Genomic DNA, 16,177 nt, shown 5'->3' on the forward strand with positions numbered 1-16,177 from the left:
CGCGATACGCCCGTTCAGGCCGGAGGACCTGCCCGCGCTGTACGACATCTGCCTGCGTGCGGCTGGCGCGGGCGGGGACGCGAGCGCGCGGTATCCGCAGCGGGACCACGAACTGCTGGGGGCGATCTTCGCGGCACCGTACGCCGTGCTGGAGCCGGAGGCGGCCTTCGTACTGGACGACGGGCACGGCCGGGCGGTCGGTCACGTGCTGGGCACCGGTGACACGGCGGCCTTCGTCGAGCGCTTCCGCGACGAGTGGCTGCCGACGGTCGCGGACCGCTTCCCCGAGCCGGCCGGGGAGCCGGGGACGCCGAGCGAGGCGATGGCCCGTGCTGCTGCACCACCCGGAACGGATGGCGCAGCAACCGGAGTTGGCCGCGTATCCGGCGCATCTGCACTTCGATGTGCTGCCGGACTTCCAACGCGGCGGCCACGGGCGGGCGTTGATGGAGGCGTTCCTCGGCGCCCCGGCCGCCAGGGGCGTACCGGCGGTGCATCTGGGGATGCTCACCGCCAACGCTCCCGCGCGGGCCTTCTACGACCGCCTCGGCTTCCACGAGATCGCGGTGCCGGACGCCGGGGGGGGGTTGACCTACTTGGGCCGCGCCACCTCGTAGTCGCCGCTGTCCGTACGACCGGCGTCCTCGGAATCGGAGCCGGAATCGGAGCCGGAAGCGGCCTCGGGCCCGGCCTCGGAGCCGGACTCGGCCGCCGCGTTCCCCGCGTCCCCGTCCACGCTTCCGGCGGCCTCGGGAGCCCCGGCGGTCTCCGGCCCGTCCGGTGCGTTGATCCGCTCGGTCCCCTCCGCGTGCTCCGGCCGCTCGGGCCAGCCGCCCGCGGGCGGCAGGGCGACGGCCCGCCACCACCAGTCCTCGGGCTGTTCGTCGGCGGGCTCGAAGGGCGCGCCGGGCCGCGGGGTGGCGATCTTCGCCCCGGTCTCGCGCGCGGCGGCGACGCTGCCCTCGGCGGGCACCGCCCAGGAGTGCATGGCCAGGTTGAAGGTGGCCCAGTGGATCGGCAGCATCGTGCCCGCGGGCGTGCCGCCCGACAGGTCGCTGTGCGCCAGCAGCCCCTCGGCCGGGGTCATGTGGATGTCGGGCCAGTACTCGCTGTAGGCGCCGATCTGGATCATCGTGGCGTCGAACGGGCCGTGCTGCGCGCCGATGTCCGCGAAGCCGGGGAAGTAGCCGGTGTCGCCGCTGTGGTAGATGCGGTGGGTGCCGTCGGTGACGGCCCAGGACGCCCACAGGGTCTGCTGGCGACCGCGCAGGCCGCGTCCGCAGAAGTGCCGGGCGGGGGTGGCGGTCAGGGTGAGCCCCGCGACCTCCGTGGACTCGTTCCAGTCCAGCTCGCGCAGCCGCTCGGGCGGTACGCCCCAGTGCTCCAGGTGCGCGCCGACGCCCAGCGGCACCGCGAAGACGGCGTCGCTGCGGACCAGCGCGACGATGGAGGGCATGTCCAGGTGGTCGTAGTGGTCGTGCGAGATGACGACCGCGTCCAGGCCGGTCAGCGACTCCAGCGGGACCGGCGCGGGGTGCACGCGCTTGGGGCCCGCGAAGGCGAAGGGCGAACAGCGCTCGCCCCACACCGGGTCGAACAGCACGCGCCTGCCGCCGATCTCGGCGAGCACCGTCGAGTGGCCCATCCAGGTCAGCCGCAGCCCGGAGACGGGCGGGCGCGCGATGTCGGCGAGCGTGGTGGGGTGCAGGGGCACCGGCCCCGCGGGCTTGCGCGGCTGCCTGGCCTCCTTGCGGAAACTGGCCGGAAGCGCCTTGAACATGCTGCCGCTGGGGACGCTGCGGGCGCCGACGGGGTTGACGAAGGCGCCGTCCGCGTAATTCGGTGAGGAAAGGATGCGTTCCAGCCGGGCGCCCGTGGGGTCCGCGCCGAACGACGGGGGGCGCATCTTCACGAGGCGGGACGGCTGTCGGCCGGCGCCGGTCACGGGTCCTCCAGAGCAGATGACGACGAGCGGCGGGGTCCCGCCACCACCCATTATGCGGCGGTCCGCCGCGCCCGCCGGGGCGCCGGGGCCCCGGGCCTGGCCGCCTTCACCGGTTCTCCCCCGTCCCTGGTGTCACATCTGCCGTCATATCCGCTTACGGTGGCCCGGCCGCCGCGACGGCCGTTTCGCGTCACTCCCCCGGTACGCCGCCGCCCCCGCCACCGGCCGAGGCCCCGCCGCTCTCCACGCCCCGCCGTCGGCCGGCGCCCCGCCGCCCGACACGTCCCCGTCCCCGTCCGATCCCCGTCACCCGAAGGCCAGCGACACGTGGTCGCGCACCGGCCGGAACCCCAGATGCCGGTACAGCGCGTTGCTGACCGGATTGGCGAGGTCGGCGAAGAGCACGACATCGCGGGCGCCCGCGTCGAGCGCGGCGCGCGAGACGGCCGCGGTGGCGCCGCCCGCGTAGCCGTGGCCCCGGTGCGCGGGCGGGGTGTAGACGGCGATCACCCGGACGGTGCCCGAGGGGTCCGCCGCGTCGGCGGCCCTCCCGGCCATCGCGACGGGCTCGCCGTCCCGCTCCCACAAGGTGCGTCCGCCGAGCGCGATGGCGTCGTCCATGGCCCGCTCGTCGTCCACGGGAGGTTCGCCGATGTCGACGGTGAAGGCGCGGTGCCAGCGCAGCAGCAGTTCGCGGTCGGCGGGACCCGCGACCCTGGCGCGGCCGGGCGGCGCGGGCCTGCGCGGGGTGAGGTCCCCGAGCCGGTAGAGCCGCATGGCGCGCTCGACCGTGACCTCGGCGCCGGTCCTCGCGGCCCAGGCCGCGCCGAACGCCTCGGCGCTCTCGCGCTCGCCGCGCACCCCGCCAGGGGCCTCACCGGGCCAGACCTCGGCCAGCTCACCGGCCGCGGACGGCGGACCGCCGGTCAGCAGCGGCGGATGCGGCGGCGTACGGAGGAAGGCCGCGGCGACCGCGGCGCCGGGTTCGGAGCGCCACCAGCCGAACAGCGGTGGCTGCCCGCCGTACGCGTCGAGCCCGCGGCGGCGCAGCGCGGCGGTGATGGTGATCGGCACCGAATTCTCCACCGGGCGCTCCCGCAGGAACGGGCCCGCCTCGGTCTCGAACGCGGTCAGGTCCGCGGTGATCGTCCAGCTCATCGGCCCATGGTGGCCCCGCGCCCGGGCCGCGCGCACGCCGTTTTCCGGCGTCGGCCGCGCGGGGCGGTCACGGCGTCAGCAGCCCCCGGCGCTCCAGCAGCGGCTCGGTGCGCGGCGGTCGGCCGCGGAAGGCGGCGAAGGCCGCCATCGGGTCGACGCTGCCGCCCCTGGAGAGCAGCGCGCGGCGGAAGGTGTCGCCGTTGGCGCGGCGCAGGCCGCCGTTGTCCTCGAACCAGGTGACGGTGTCGGCGTCCAGGACCTCGCTCCAGATGTAGGAGTAGTAGCCCGCGCTGTACTGGCTGGCGAAGACGTGCTGGAAGTACGTGGTCCGGTAGCGCGGCGGGATCGCGGGGAGGGCCAGTCCCGCCTTCTTGAGCGCCTCCGCCTCGAACGCCAGCGCGTCGCCGGGGTCGGTGCCCGCGGGCAGGGTGTGCCAGGCCCAGTCGAGCAGAGCGGCGGCGAGGTATTCGACGGTGGTGAAGCCTTGTCCGAACCGGGCGGCGTCCCGCATGCGTTGGACGACGTCGGCGGGCATTGGCTCGCCGGTCTCGTGGTGGACGGCGTAGCGCTCCAGGACCGAGGGCCACAGCGACCACATCTCGTTGACCTGGGAGGGGTATTCGACGAAGTCGCTCGGCACGCTGGTGCCGGAGAAGTACGGGTAGCGGACGGCGGAGAACAGGCCGTGCAGCGCGTGCCCGAACTCGTGGAAGAGCGTGTCGACCTGACTGAACGTCAGCAGTGCGGGCTCGCCCGCCGCGGGCTTGACGATGTTGTGGTTGTTGACCACCACCGGCCGCTTGCCCAGCAGTTCCGACTGGCTGACCAGGGAATTCATCCAGGCCCCGCCGCGCTTGGACGCGCGGGCGAAGAAGTCGCCGAGGAAGAGGCCGAGGGGGCTGCCGTCGGCGTCGAAGACCTCGAAGACCCGGACGTCGGGGTGGTAGCCGACGAGGTCGGGACGTTCGGTGACGGTGATGCCGTAGACCTCGTGGGCGGCGTGGAAGACCCCGTCGTGCAGCACCTTGTCGAGCGCGAAGTACGGGCGCAGCGCGGCCTCGTCGATGTCGTGGCGCTCCTTGCGGACCTTCTCCGCGTAGTACGCCCAGTCCCACGCCTCGACGGGTCCGCCCGCCAGTTCCGCGAGGGCGTCCGCCTCGCGCTCGGCGTTGGCCAGCGCGGGCGGCACCAGGCGGTCGAGCAGGTCGGTGACGGCCTGCGGGGTGCCCGCGGTGCGGTCGGCGACGACGTAGGCGGCGTGGCTGGGGTAGCCGAGCAGCGCGGCGCGTTCGGCCCGCAGGGTGGCGATGGTGACGGCGAGCGGGCCGTTGGTGTCCTGGGCGCGGTTCAGGGACGCGGTGAGCAGGCGGCGGCGCACGTCGCGGTCGTCCAGCGAGCCGAGTTCGAGCTGGTTCGAGAAGTTGCGCAGGCTCAGTACGTAGGAGCCGTCGTGGCCGAGCGCGGTGCCGTTCTCGGCGGCGGCGGCGATCGCGCCCGCGGACAGGCCGGAGAGCTGGGCGGGGTCGTCGAGGACGAGGGCGGCGGCCTTGCCGGCGGCGACGATGTTCTGGCCGAAGGCGGTGGAGGCGGCGGCGATCTCGGCGTTCAGCTCGCGCAGCCGTCGCTGGCCGTCCGCGTCGAGCTCCGCGCCGGAGCGCTGGAAGGCGGTGCGGTAGCGCTCCAGCAGGCGCAGCGACTCGGAGTCGAGGCCGAGGGAGTCGCGGGTGTCGTACAGCGACGTGATCCGGGCGTAGAGGCCGGGGTTGAGGCGGATGGCGTCGCTGTGCGCGGCGAGCAGCGGGCTGATCCGCGACTCGGTCTCCTGCACGGCGGGGGTGATGTGCGCGGACGCCTGGTTGAAGAAGGCGGCACTGACCCGGGCGAGCAGCGCGCCCGAACGCTCCAGCGCGACGAGGGTGTTCTCGAAGGTCGCGGGCTCCGGGTCGGCCGCGATGGCCTCGACCTCCGCGAGGTGCTCCGCCAGGCCCTGCTCGAAGGCGGGCAGGTAGTGCTCGTCCCTGATGTCGGCGAACGGCGGCAGCTCGTACGGCAGCGGACTCGGGCTGAGGAACGGATTCGTCGTCACCCCGTCGACCCTACGCGGCGCCCTGCCCGCCGTCAGGCCGTGGCGAGCGCTCGCGCGGATCGTGAAAAGCGCCCGCCCAGGTCACTGACCTGTGCGGGCGCCGGTGTGATGCCGGTACGGCGGTGGGACGACGATGTGCTGCCGGTACGGCGGTGGGACTGCGGTGCCGTGCGGCTAGGGTCCCGGTGTCAGCCGCCACTCTTGCGACGGAATTCCCGCTGTCCTCCGGCCTTGCCGTGCGCGCCATGGATCTTGGACTGGTTGTTGCCGCCCGAGGCGGATCCCTTGCGCGCGCTCTGCTTGCGCTCCAGTGCCTCGCGGAACTTCCGCTTCACCTCGTCCTCGTCCGGCGCCTGCGCCTCGGCGTCCGAATCGGTCTCCGGTTCCGCCGCGGCGTCCTGCGGTGCTGCTTCAGCGGCCACGGTGGCCTCCTGCTCTTGGTCGGTCATGCCACCAGAGTCGCATGCCGGACGGCGTCGGCCCACCCGATATCGCCGGGGCACACGGCGCGTGTACGGTTCCGTTCACCACTTCCGGGGAGGATCAGACTGATGACCTGGCTGTTGTACGGCGCCACCGGCTACACCGGCCGCTTGATCGCCCGCCGCGCCGCAGCACTGGGACAGCGCCCTGTGCTGGCCGGTCGCAACGCCGCGAAACTGGTGCCGCTGGCCGCCGAACTGGGCCTGGAGCACCGGGTGTTCGGTCTCGGCGACCCGGCCGCGATACGCCATGGACTGGACGGCGTGGAGACGGTGGCGCACTGCGCGGGCCCCTTCGCGCGCACCGCGCTGCCGATGGCGACCGCCTGTCTCGACTCCGGTACCCACTATGTGGACATCACCGGTGAGATCGATGTCTTCGAGTCGCTGCACGCGCTCGACGCGCGCGCGGAGAAGGCCGGGATCACCCTGCTGCCCGGCGCGGGCTTCGACGTGGTGCCGACCGACTGCGTCGCCGCGCTGCTCGCCGCCCGGCTGCCGGACGCGACCCAGCTCGACCTCGCCTTCCTGATCGGCGGCGGGGCGAGTCCCGGTACCGCGCGGACCGCGCTCGAAGGCATGGGCGTGGGCGGCAGGATCCGTACCGGCGGCGAGATCCGTACGGTGCCGGTCGGCTCCCGCCAGGTGCAGGCCGCCTTCCCTTCCGGCACCCGCAAGGTCGTGTCGATCCCGTGGGGCGATGTCAGCACCGCCTACTACTCGACGGGCATTCCCGACGTGACCACGTACACCTATGTGCCCGTGCCGACGCCCGCGCTCGCCGCGAGCAGGCTGCTGCGGGTCGGGCCGCTGCGCGGGGCGCTGGCGGGCGTGGTCGGCAAGCTGGTGCGCGGTCCCGGCGAGCGCGCCCTGAGCGGGAGCCGCAGCGAGGTGTGGGGCCGCGCCCGCGACGCGGCGGGCAACACGGTGACCGCGACCCTCACCGGCCCCGGCCCGTACGGCATGACGGCCGATTCCGTGCTGCGGATCATCGGGCGGCTGCCGGGGCTGCCGACCGGCTTCCAGACGCCGTCGCTGGCGCTGGGCGCGGACTACGCGGGCACGCTGGACGGGGTGACGGTCACGGTGGAGGCGCTGGGCTGAGTGCGGCGCCGGGCGCGGTGTCCTGACGCGGCGGGCGATCCCGCCCCGGAGGGGCGGGTCAGCCGCGGTTGCCGACCAGGAACAGCAGCCAGATGAAGAAGGCCAGCGCGTGGGCGACCACGACGTAGACCAGGACGCGCAGGACGACGCCGCGTTCCTTGCGCTTCTCCGTGCCGTTGGTGGTGCCGACCACCAACGAGCGGGGCGGGGGCACCTGCTCGGGGGTCGGGGCGGGTGCCGGGTTCTGGCCGCTCATCGCCGGGCTCCTCTGGTCTCGTCGCCCCGGGCGCGTGCGCGGGGCTGATCCGTACGGTCCTGGTGGGTGCCGCGCGTGGGGTCGGCGCGGCCGGTATCGGTGCGCGGGGCGTCGGCGGGCGCGCGGCCCGCGACGGCGTCCTGCGGGCTGACGCACAGGGCGGAGGTCTCGCTCTGCATGAGGGTGTGGACGAACAGCAGGTCCACTCCCCCGGCATCCGCCGCCTCCAGCCGGTGGGGCACCAGCGAGTCGAAGTGCGCGGAGTCCCCGGCGCCCAGGGTGTGACCGCGGTCGCCGAGGCTGAGCAGCAGCGTGCCCCCGGTCACGTACAGCCACTCCTCGCCGGGGTGGACGCGGACGAGCGCGCGCTGGGCGCCCGACGGTATGTGCACGCGCAGGGCCTGCATCGCGCGGCCGGTGCCGCCCGCCCGCCAGTACGTCCAGCCGCCCGCGGGCACGGCCGTCATGCGGTCGCCGCGTACGATGGGATCCGGCTCGGCCTCCGTCTCGCCCAGCAGGTCGGAGACGGTGGTGCCGTAGAGCCGGGCCAGGCCGAGCAGTACCGGCAGCGAGGGCTGGCGCAGGCCGGACTCCAGCCGGGACAGATGGGCCGCGGACAGCTCAAGCCGTCGGGCGGCGGTCTCCAGGGTGAGGCCGCTGGCGCGTCGCCGGTCCCGCAGGCGGGGCGCGAGGACGAGATGGTCCGTGGACAGCGCACCCGGGGGTGGCGCACTGTCCACGGAGTCGAGGATGTCCGTGCCGTGGGTGGCGTCCATGCCTTCCATGGAACAGCACGGCTTGCCTCTCAGGCAAACGAGTTACCTCAGAGGCAAAAACCCGCGGTAATCAGCGCTTGCGGCCGATGCCCCCGTAGACCCCGATCTTGCGCAGCTCCGCGGGCTTGAGCTCCGGGCCCTCCGGGTGCCAGAGCGGGACCTGCACCAGACCGGGCTCGATCAGGTCGTACCCGTCGAAGAAGGCGAGCACGTCGGCGTGGCTGCGGGCGGTGAGCGAGGCGGTGGCCTTCTTGTAGACCTCCATCACCTCGGGCGCCACGTCGGTGTGGAAGTCCGCGGTGGCGTGCGAGAGCACCAGGTAGCTGCCGGCCGGCAGCGCCTCGCGCAGCGTGCCGAGCATGCCCGCCGGGTCCTCGGCGTCGGTGACGAAGTGCAGCACCGACACCAGCAGCAGCGCGACCGGCTCGTCGAAGTCGATCAGCTCGCTGATGGTGGGGTGTTCCAGGATCGTGCGCGGATCGCGCATGTCCCCGAGGAAGAAGCCGGTGTTGCCGGTGCCGATCAGCCGCGCCCCGGCGTGGGTGGCCACGATCGGGTCGTTGTCGATGTAGGCGATCCGGACGTCGGGCGAGACCGAGTGCGCGATCTCGTGGGTGTTCGGCGAGGTGGGTATGCCGGTGCCGATGTCGATGATCTGCCGGATCCCGCCCTCCACCAGGTGGCGGACGGCTCTGCTCAGGAACGCGCGGTTGGCGCGGGCGCCCAGGACCACGTCCGGGGCGACGTCGAGGACACGCTGAGCGGCTTCCCGGTCCACCTCGTAGTTGTCCCAACCACCGAGGAAGTAGTCGTACATACGGGCCGGATGCGGTCTGCTGGTGTCTATCTCGTCGACGGGGAATCCCTGGTCGGTCACGCCGTCCTCCGCTTCCTTCGCTTCTGCTGTGCCGCTGTGCTCTGTGCTTTGTGCGTCATACGTGGTGCGTCATACGTGGTGCGTCCGGCGTCGTACGCGGCGCTTCGCGCGTGGGTGACACGCGGTCCTTCGTGCGTGGTGCTCATCCGAGGAGGAAATCCGCTTCGCCGGCTTTGGCGCCCTGGATGAAGGTGGTGATCTCGTAATTGGTGTAGATCAGCGCCGGACCGTCGGGGTCGGTCGACTGGCGCAGCGCCACCCGTCCGTCGTTCAGCCGTTTCGCTTCCACGCAGGAGCCGCCGTTGCCGCCGCTCCAGGGTTTGCGCCACCCGTCGGGACCGAGTTCGGTGGCGGGCATTCCGTTGTAGATGCCGTCCTGATGTCTGCCGTGGGCGGCGTCGTGCACGGTGTCGTAGATGTCGCCGTACCCGTATACGCCGTCGTTGCTGACGCGATCCATGGTTCAGATCTCCTTGCGCATGCCATCGAGGATGGCCTTGGTGCTCTGTGCCGGCGCGGCCTGCGCGCACATCCGGTCGAGTGCCTCCAGGAAGGTGGACACGTCGTCCCGCTCGTCGAAGTAGACGCCGCCCACCAGGCTCTCCGCGTAGGCGATGTCCGGGATCTCCTGGAGCTGGAACCGGAAGATGTGGAAGGGTCCGTACATGGCGGGGTGCGGGCCGGAGGCGAACGGGATGATCTGGAGGCGTACGTTCGGCAGCTCGGTCGCCTCGGCGAGGACGTCGATCTGCTCGCGCATCACCCGCCGGCCGCCGATGGGGCGGCGCAGCACGGTCTCGTCCATGACGACCCACAGCAGCGGGGCCTCGTCCCTGCGGACCAGCGCCTGGCGCTCGACGCGCAGTTCGACCAGGCGGTCTATCTCCTCGGCCGCCGCGTGCGGCATCCCCGCGCGCAGGACGGCGCGCGCGTACGCGGGGGTCTGGAGCAGGCCGGGCACGTAGTGCGGCTCGTAGGCGCGGATGACGGTGGCCTCGCCCTCCAGGCTGACGAAGGCGCTGAACCAGTCCGGCAGGACGTCGCGGAAACTGTGCCACCAGCCGGGCCGGTTGGCCTCGCGGGCCAGGGCCAGGAAGCCGCCGATCTCCTCGGGAGTGGTGATTCCGTAGGTGATCAGGAGCTTTTCGACATAGGGGATCTTCAGCCCGACTTCGGCCTTTTCCATCCGCCGGATCGTGGCATGGGTGACATCGAGGGCCTGTCCGGCCTGTTCGAAGCTGAGCCCGGCCCGCTCGCGGAGGTCCTGGAGTCGCTTGCCGAGCACCATGCGCAGGACGGTCGGAGCGCCGCCCGGCCGCGGGTCCATCACGTGGCTCAACCTCCAACTCCCTTGACTGTTAAGCAGTGTGGCATGTCGTCAGCGTCAGCGACAGCGTGTTCTGTTGAATTTGCAAATTACAGAACGGACCTTGCCATGTGTCCGGCACGAGCCCCATAGTTACGGAGTGGTTCCTTCACCCAACGCTCTCCGACGCGAGCGCCATGACACCGGTGGCGGCTGTGGCCGTCACGACGTCTTTCGGCTGCCCGCGCAGAGCGCTTCGGTGGCCGACGCCCGGGGCCGGATACGCGACCGGCTGAGCGAGTGGAACGTGTGCCCCGAACTGGTGGACGACGCGAGCCTGGTGGTGACCGAACTGTTCACCAACGCGGTGCGGCACACCGACAGCGAGAAGATCACCTGCGTCGTGCACCAGCGCGGCGCGGTGATACGGCTGGAAGTGACCGATCAGGGCCGGGGCTCCAGCAGGCCCGAACCGTGCGACGCGGGCGCGGACGAGGAGGGCGGTCGCGGACTGCTCCTGGTGAGCGTGCTGGCGACGGCCTGGGGATCGGAACCCGCGGAGGACGGAACAGGGCGCGTGGTGTGGGCCGAACTGGCCGTACACCCCGCGCCCTCTTGTTAGCTACAGCGGCAGCAGATCGGGCCGCTTCGGCTCGACGTCGTCGCCGGAGGACTCCCCGCGCAGCCGCCGTCCGATCCACGGCACCAGATACTCCCTGGCCCACTGGATGTTGTCCTTGCGCACCGCGGAGGCCGGCCGCTGGGACAGCGGCGGCCACGCCTGGTCGGGGTCGGCGGGCACGTCGAGGCCGAGCACCTGCGCGGCGCGCAGCGCGACCCTGGTGTGCCCCTCGGGCGACAGGTGGAGCCGGTCGTCGCTCCAGGCCCTGCGGTCCTGCACCGAGCGCAGTGACCACAGGTCGAGCACCGGACAGTCGTAGCGGTCGGCGATGGACCTGACATGCGCGGTGTACGTGGCGATCTTGCCGCGCAGGTGCCGCAGCACGGGTACGTCGCGGGTGTCGAAGCCCGTACAGACCAGCACCGTGCCGACGGCGCCGCTGAGATCGGCGACGGCGGCCTCGAAGCGCTCGGCGACGGCGTCGGGGTCACCGCCGGGGCGCAGGATGTCGTTGCCCCCGGCGCAGAAGGTCACCAGGTCGGGAGCGAGCTCCTTGGCGCGCGGCACCTGCTCGGCCACGATCTGGTCGAGCAGCCGGCCGCGGACCGCGAGATTGGCGTAGCGGAAGGTGTGTTCCTCGCGCCGGTCGGCGAGGAGTACGGCCAGGCGGTCGGCCCAGCCCACGTACATACCGTCAGGACCGGGGTCGCCGACGCCTTCGGTGAAGCTGTCCCCCACCGCGGTGTACGACCCGATCGCACCGTTGTCGTCTGTTTGCGAATCGTCAGCCACGTCGGACCATCTTTCTCCTCCGGGTGTGACTTACGCGACCGTAAGGAGGGGTTGACGCGACGTGATTCATCCCACCAGGCCAAAGGCGTCCGGAAGGAATACGCCACCGGGTGAGGGCGCACCGGACACATACCGTTCGGTACGTGGTGTTCCGCGCTGCCGTATCGTCGGCGGTGCCCCAGGTCGCGACGTATGAGAGGTAGGAGGATCACCGGTGACGCAGGAATTGCCGCAGACCGACCCGACCGGATCCGAGCCGATAGCCGAGGCGCTGTCAGAGCCCGAACTGACCGGTGTGCGCAATTTCCGGGATGTCGGGGGTCTGCCCACGACGGACGGGCGCCGGGTACGGCCGGGCGTGCTGTTCCGCAGCGGCCACCTCGCGCACGCCGACGCCGACGCCACCGCGTTCCTCACCGGACTCGGCCTGCACACGATCTTCGACTTCCGCAACCGGGACGACATCCGCGTCGAGGGCCCGGACGTCGACCTGCCGGGCACCGTCAATGTGAACCTCCCGCTCAGCGACCCGGCGAACAACAACAACGCCGGTTTCTGGCACACCGTCCGCAACGGCGACCTGGCCGCGCTGGAGGAGGTACTGGGCGAGGGCCGCGCCGCGGAGCGGATGGCGCAGTCCTACCGCACCCTGATCCGCGAGCGCACCGCGGAGCACGCCCGGATGCTCGAACTGCTCACCGAGCCCGCCGACCCGGCCGTCCCCGCGCTGCTGCACTGCGCCGCGGGCAAGGACCGCGCGGGTACATCGATCGCGATCATCCTGCTGGCGCTGGGCGTCGAGCGCGCCGCCATCGAGGCGGACTACCTGGAGAGCAACGCGCGGCACCGCCGCTACCGGGTGCGCCGCGGCGACGGCAGCACCGGCTCCGAGATCGACCCGGCGGTGATGGCGCTGCTCGACCCGCTCTTCGAGGCGCGGGCGGAGTACCTGCGGGCCGCCTTCGAGACCATCGACGAGGAGTGGGGCTCGGTCGACCGCTATCTGGAGGAGGGCCTGGGCCTGACGAAGGAGCGGCGCGAGCGGCTGCGGGACGTGCTGCTGACGGACTGAGAACCCTCGGGGGCCCGTACGCGCGGCGTACGGGCCCCGTCCGTGTCCCGGCGGTGCGCCTCAGCGGTTGGCGACCGCCTGCTTGACCAGTGTGCGGCCGAAGTCCCACATCAGACCGCCCCCGCCGTGCGCGTCGTCCATGACGGCGGTGAAGGCCGTCACGAAGCGGTCGACGTCCGCCTCGTTCACGACCAGCGGCGGGATCAGCTTGATCACCTCGACGTGGTCGCCGGAGACCTGGGTGAGGATGTGGTGCCGCTGGAGCAGCGGCACCACGACCATCTGCGCGAAGAGCCCCTTGCGGGCGGCCTGGAGCATCGTCCAACGGCTGCGCAGGCCGAGCGACTTGGGGCGGCCGAATTCGATGCCGACCATCAGGCCGCGACCGCGGACGTCCTTCAGGAATTCGTACCTGTCGGTGAGCGCGGCCAGCCGGGCGCGCAGCAGGTCGCCCATCAGCCGCGAGTTCTCGACCAGCCGCTCGTCCTCCACCACCGACAGCGTGGCCAGTCCCGCCGCCATCGCCTGGGCGTTGGACCCGAAGCTTGCGGAGTGCACCAGCACCCGGTCCATGGAGGAGTAGACCTTCTTGAAGATCCAGTCCTTGCCGAGCGTGGCGCCGACCGGCACGTATCCGCCGGAGAGCGTCTTGGCGACGGTCAGCAGGTCGGGCTCGACGCCCTCCTCCTGCTGGTAGGCGTAGAAGGTGCCGGTGCGGCCGATGCCGGTCTGCACCTCGTCGCAGATCAACAGCGCCTTGTGCTGGTGCAGCAACTCCTGGGCGGCGCGCAGGTATCCGGGCGGCGGAATGTAGACGCCGTGGCCCTGGATCGGCTCGATGATCATCGCCGCCACGTCGCCGCGCTTCAACTCCCGTGCGAGCGCTTCGAGATCGCCCACCTCGATCGGGGTGTCGGGCAGCAGCGGTGCGAAGCCGTCCTGGAATCCGGCCTCGCCGTTGACGGACAGCGACCCGGTGGTCAGTCCGTGGAAGGAGTGCTTACAGTACAGGACGCGCGTCTTGCCGGTGGCGTACCGGGCGAATTTCAGCGCGGTCTCGACGGCCTCGGTGCCGCTGTTGCCGAAGAACACCCGGTCCAGGTGCGGCGATTGGACGAGCAGCTTCTCGGCGAGCAGGCCGGGCAGCGGCTGGCAGTCGAAGCGGGTCAGGTCCGCGAGCCCCGCGTCGAGCACGTCGTGCAGCGCCTTGCGGACCACCGGGTGGTGCCGTCCGACGCCCATCACGCCGAATCCGGCGAGCATGTCCAGGTAGTCGTTGCCGTCGGCGTCCCAGAAATGCGCGCCCTCGGCCCGCTCGTAGACCTTGTCGAAGCCGATGGTGTGCAGCATCCGCGGAAGCTGGTGGTTGAGGTGCTTGGCGTGCAGGTCGTAGCGCTCGCCGCCGCGCTCGGCGAGCAGCGTCGCCAGGTCGAACCCCTTGGCCGGACCGGGCACTTCGCCGCCGGCCTGCGGGGCGGGCCCTTCGCCCACGCTGCTCTCAGACGATGTCATCGCTCACCTGCTCCTTGCGTACGTGAATGGGTACGGCCTCCCGCGCGGTGTCGTCCGCGGCCCCGGCCGGTTCCCCGACCGTCACCGTACGCGCGCCGCCGTTCCGGGTGTCGGTACGGGTGTCGATACGGGTCAGGGCCGCGCCGATCCGGCCCGCGATCTCGGCGGGGGTCAGTCCGATGTCGGCCAGCACCTCGGCGCGCTTGGCGTGCGCGAGGAACTGCTGCGGGATGCCGAAGTCGCGCAGCGGCACGTCCACGCCCGCGTCGCGCAGCGCCTGCGCGACGGTCGAACCGACGCCGCCCGCGCGGCCGTTGTCCTCCACGACGGCCACCATGCGGTGGCGCGCGGCCAGTTCGGGCAGCGCCTCGTCGACCGGCTTGACCCAGCGCGGGTCGACGACGGTGACGCCGATACCGCGGCCGGCCAGCAGTTCCGCGACCGACAGGCAGGTGGCGCCGAGCGCGCCGACCGAGACCAGCAGCACGTCGGACGTCTCGCCCTCGGACGGCCGGTGCAGCACGTCCATGCCGCCGACCCGGCCGACGGCGGGCAGCGGCTCGCCGACGGTCTCCTTCGGGAAGCGGATCACGGTGGGCGCGTCGTCCACGTCGAGGGCTTCGCGCAGTTGGGCCCGCAGTTGGTCGGCGTCGCGCGGCGCGGCGATCCGCAGCCCCGGCACGACCTGGAGGATCGACATGTCCCACATGCCGTTGTGCGAGGCGCCGTCGACCCCGGTCACCCCGGCCCGGTCCAGCACGAAGGTGACACCGCACTTGTGCAGCGCCACGTCCATCAGGACCTGGTCGAAGGCGCGGTTGAGGAAGGTCGCGTAGACCGCGACCACCGGGTGCAGTCCGCCGGTGGCCAGGCCCGCGGCCGAGGTAGCGGCGTGCTGTTCGGCGATGCCGACGTCGTAGACCCGGTGCGGATACGCCTTCGCGAAGGCTTCGAGTCCGACCGGTTGCAGCATGGCCGCGGTGATCGCCACGACGTCGGGCCGCTCGGCGCCGACCCGGACCATCTCCTTGCCGAAGACGGAGGTCCACGACGGGCCGCCGACCGGGGCGAGCGGGCGGCCGGTGAGCGGGTTGATCGCGCCGACGGTGTGGAAGCGGTCCGCCTGGTCCTGCTCGGCGGCCGGGTAGCCCCGGCCCTTCTCGGTGAGGCAGTGCACCAGCACCGGGCCGCTGAACCGCTTGGCGCGGCGCAGCGCGGTCTCGACCGCGGCGATGTCGTGGCCGTCGATCGGGCCGACGTACTTCAGGCCCAGGTCCTCGAACATGCCCTGCGGGGCGAAGGAGTCCTTGAAGCCCTTCTTCGCGCCGTGCAGCGACTCGTAGAGCGGCTGCCCGATGACCGGGGTCTGCTGGAGGACGCTCTTGCCCCAGGACAGGAAGCGTTCGTAGCCGTCGGTGGTGCGCAGCGTGGTGAGGTGGTTGGCCAGACCGCCGATGGTCGGGGCGTACGAGCGCTCGTTGTCGTTGACGACGATGATCAGCGGGCGGTCCCGGCCCGCGGCGATGTTGTTCAGCGCCTCCCAGGCCATGCCACCGGTGAGCGCGCCGTCGCCGATGACGGCGACCACATGGTCGTCGCCGCCCTTGACCTGGTTGGCCTTGGCCAGGCCGTCGGCCCAGCCGAGGACGGTGGAGGCGTGACTGTTCTCGATCACGTCGTGCTCGGACTCGGCGCGGCAGGGGTAGCCGGACAGGCCGCCCTTGCTGCGCAGTTTGGAGAAGTCCTGGCGGCCGGTGAGCAGTTTGTGGACGTAGGACTGGTGGCCGGTGTCCCACAGGATCCGGTCGGCGGGCGAGTCGAAGACGCGGTGGAGCGCGATCGTCAGCTCCACCACCCCCAGATTCGGTCCCAGGTGGCCGCCGGTCCTGGCCACGGCCTGGACCAGGAACTGCCGGATGTCGGCGGCCAGTTCGTCGAGCCGGCCTTCGGGCAGTGCCTTCAGGTCGCGCGGGCTTCGGATGTTCTCCAGCATCGACATAAGTGGACCTCGTTCCCCCTGCCGGGATTGCTATGTTCAGCCGACCGTTCCCGCGACGGCTTGGCCGCCGACGGTCACGGAGCGTTCACCCGATGTGGTCCCGTCGGCCTCCATCTGCTCGGCGAGTTTCATCGCCTCTTCGATCAGCGTCTCGACGATCTTCGACTCCGGCACGGTCTTGATGACCTCA

At 71.9% G+C, this 16,177-nt stretch carries 14 protein-coding genes and 2 pseudogenes; 4 read left to right on the top strand and 12 right to left on the bottom strand.

Annotated elements, in window-relative coordinates:
• Positions 1-4: 4 nt before the first annotated feature.
• A pseudogene (locus ACFZBB_RS34005) lies at positions 5-617 on the top strand (GNAT family N-acetyltransferase).
• On the opposite strand, the gene ACFZBB_RS34010 reads toward ACFZBB_RS34005, so the two are convergent.
• The 4 genes from ACFZBB_RS34010 to ACFZBB_RS34025 form a co-directional block, all read right to left on the bottom strand.
• On the bottom strand, positions 593-1,945 hold the full coding sequence (locus tag ACFZBB_RS34010) for an MBL fold metallo-hydrolase (RefSeq protein ID WP_391130867.1): 1,353 nt from the start codon (positions 1,943-1,945) through the stop codon (positions 593-595). The pseudogene ACFZBB_RS34005 and the gene ACFZBB_RS34010 sit on opposite strands and share 25 nt — an antisense overlap.
• 306 nt (positions 1,946-2,251) lie before the next feature.
• A complete protein-coding gene (locus tag ACFZBB_RS34015; RefSeq protein ID WP_391130870.1) occupies positions 2,252-3,103 on the bottom strand; it encodes a GNAT family N-acetyltransferase in 852 nt (283 codons plus the stop codon).
• 67 nt (positions 3,104-3,170) lie between these two features.
• A complete protein-coding gene (locus ACFZBB_RS34020; protein WP_391130873.1) occupies positions 3,171-5,189 on the bottom strand; it encodes a M3 family metallopeptidase in 2,019 nt (672 codons plus the stop codon).
• Positions 5,190-5,377: 188 nt separating this feature from the next.
• Positions 5,378-5,638 (bottom strand): DUF5302 domain-containing protein, encoded by a 261-nt coding sequence (locus ACFZBB_RS34025; protein ID WP_355342836.1) that lies wholly within the window; start codon positions 5,636-5,638, stop codon positions 5,378-5,380.
• A gap of 102 nt (positions 5,639-5,740) precedes the next feature.
• Here ACFZBB_RS34025 and ACFZBB_RS34030 point away from each other — a divergent pair, with 102 nt between their 5' ends.
• Positions 5,741-6,775, top strand: a complete 1,035-nt coding sequence (locus ACFZBB_RS34030; RefSeq protein ID WP_188279675.1) for a trans-acting enoyl reductase family protein — start codon at positions 5,741-5,743, stop codon at positions 6,773-6,775.
• 58 nt (positions 6,776-6,833) lie between these two features.
• Here the strand turns inward: ACFZBB_RS34030 and ACFZBB_RS34035 are convergent, their stop codons facing one another.
• From ACFZBB_RS34035 to ACFZBB_RS34055, 5 genes and pseudogenes are all read right to left on the bottom strand, one after another.
• Positions 6,834-7,031 (bottom strand): DUF6126 family protein, encoded by a 198-nt coding sequence (locus ACFZBB_RS34035; protein WP_391130877.1) that lies wholly within the window; start codon positions 7,029-7,031, stop codon positions 6,834-6,836.
• A gap of 125 nt (positions 7,032-7,156) precedes the next feature.
• Positions 7,157-7,816: pseudogene (locus tag ACFZBB_RS34040) on the bottom strand (helix-turn-helix domain-containing protein); the annotation flags it as partial.
• A 61-nt stretch (positions 7,817-7,877) separates the two neighbouring features.
• Complete coding sequence (locus ACFZBB_RS34045; RefSeq protein WP_391130880.1) at positions 7,878-8,684, bottom strand: SAM-dependent methyltransferase; 807 nt, start codon at positions 8,682-8,684, stop codon at positions 7,878-7,880.
• Positions 8,685-8,826: 142 nt separating this feature from the next.
• Positions 8,827-9,042: a DUF397 domain-containing protein gene (locus ACFZBB_RS34050; protein WP_391130900.1), complete on the bottom strand. Its 216-nt coding sequence runs from the start codon at positions 9,040-9,042 to the stop codon at positions 8,827-8,829.
• 105 nt (positions 9,043-9,147) lie between these two features.
• Positions 9,148-9,972, bottom strand: coding sequence for a Scr1 family TA system antitoxin-like transcriptional regulator (locus ACFZBB_RS34055; protein ID WP_391130903.1), 825 nt, complete (start codon positions 9,970-9,972; stop codon positions 9,148-9,150).
• Between the two features lie 178 nt (positions 9,973-10,150).
• Between ACFZBB_RS34055 and ACFZBB_RS34060 the strand changes: the two genes are divergently transcribed.
• Positions 10,151-10,612: an ATP-binding protein gene (locus ACFZBB_RS34060; RefSeq protein ID WP_355342846.1), complete on the top strand. Its 462-nt coding sequence runs from the start codon at positions 10,151-10,153 to the stop codon at positions 10,610-10,612.
• Here ACFZBB_RS34060 and ACFZBB_RS34065 read toward each other — a convergent pair whose 3' ends face one another.
• Complete coding sequence (locus ACFZBB_RS34065) at positions 10,613-11,404, bottom strand: GDSL-type esterase/lipase family protein (protein WP_391130882.1); 792 nt, start codon at positions 11,402-11,404, stop codon at positions 10,613-10,615.
• 214 nt (positions 11,405-11,618) lie between these two features.
• Between ACFZBB_RS34065 and ACFZBB_RS34070 the strand changes: the two genes are divergently transcribed.
• Positions 11,619-12,476 carry a tyrosine-protein phosphatase gene (locus ACFZBB_RS34070; RefSeq protein WP_391130885.1) on the top strand — a complete coding sequence of 286 codons (858 nt, stop codon included), beginning with the start codon at positions 11,619-11,621 and terminating at the stop codon, positions 12,474-12,476.
• A gap of 60 nt (positions 12,477-12,536) precedes the next feature.
• Here the strand turns inward: ACFZBB_RS34070 and ACFZBB_RS34075 are convergent, their stop codons facing one another.
• Complete coding sequence (locus tag ACFZBB_RS34075) at positions 12,537-13,988, bottom strand: aminotransferase class III-fold pyridoxal phosphate-dependent enzyme (RefSeq protein ID WP_391130888.1); 1,452 nt, start codon at positions 13,986-13,988, stop codon at positions 12,537-12,539.
• Positions 13,975-15,987 carry a 1-deoxy-D-xylulose-5-phosphate synthase gene (dxs, locus tag ACFZBB_RS34080; RefSeq protein WP_391130891.1) on the bottom strand — a complete coding sequence of 671 codons (2,013 nt, stop codon included), beginning with the start codon at positions 15,985-15,987 and terminating at the stop codon, positions 13,975-13,977. The genes ACFZBB_RS34075 and dxs overlap by 14 nt, the downstream gene beginning before the upstream one ends.
• Between the last annotated feature and the right edge of the window lie 190 nt (positions 15,988-16,177).

This window comes from Streptomyces sp. NPDC008139, assembly GCF_042957025.1.
GTDB lineage: Bacteria > Actinomycetota > Actinomycetes > Streptomycetales > Streptomycetaceae > Actinacidiphila.

Bases quoted from the DNA above. Each gene is read 5' to 3' on its own strand.
- ACFZBB_RS34015 (WP_391130870.1), bottom strand. From the start codon at position 3,103: ATGAGCTGGACGATCACCGCGGACCTGACCGCGTTCGAGACCGAGGCG.
- ACFZBB_RS34075 (WP_391130888.1), bottom strand. From the start codon at position 13,988: ATGACATCGTCTGAGAGCAGCGTGGGCGAAGGGCCCGCCCCGCAGGCC.
- ACFZBB_RS34055 (WP_391130903.1), bottom strand. From the start codon at position 9,972: ATGGTGCTCGGCAAGCGACTCCAGGACCTCCGCGAGCGGGCCGGGCTC.
- ACFZBB_RS34030 (WP_188279675.1), top strand. From the start codon at position 5,741: ATGACCTGGCTGTTGTACGGCGCCACCGGCTACACCGGCCGCTTGATC.
- ACFZBB_RS34050 (WP_391130900.1), bottom strand. From the start codon at position 9,042: ATGCCCGCCACCGAACTCGGTCCCGACGGGTGGCGCAAACCCTGGAGC.
- dxs (WP_391130891.1), bottom strand. From the start codon at position 15,987: ATGTCGATGCTGGAGAACATCCGAAGCCCGCGCGACCTGAAGGCACTG.
- ACFZBB_RS34025 (WP_355342836.1), bottom strand. From the start codon at position 5,638: ATGACCGACCAAGAGCAGGAGGCCACCGTGGCCGCTGAAGCAGCACCG.
- ACFZBB_RS34035 (WP_391130877.1), bottom strand. From the start codon at position 7,031: ATGAGCGGCCAGAACCCGGCACCCGCCCCGACCCCCGAGCAGGTGCCC.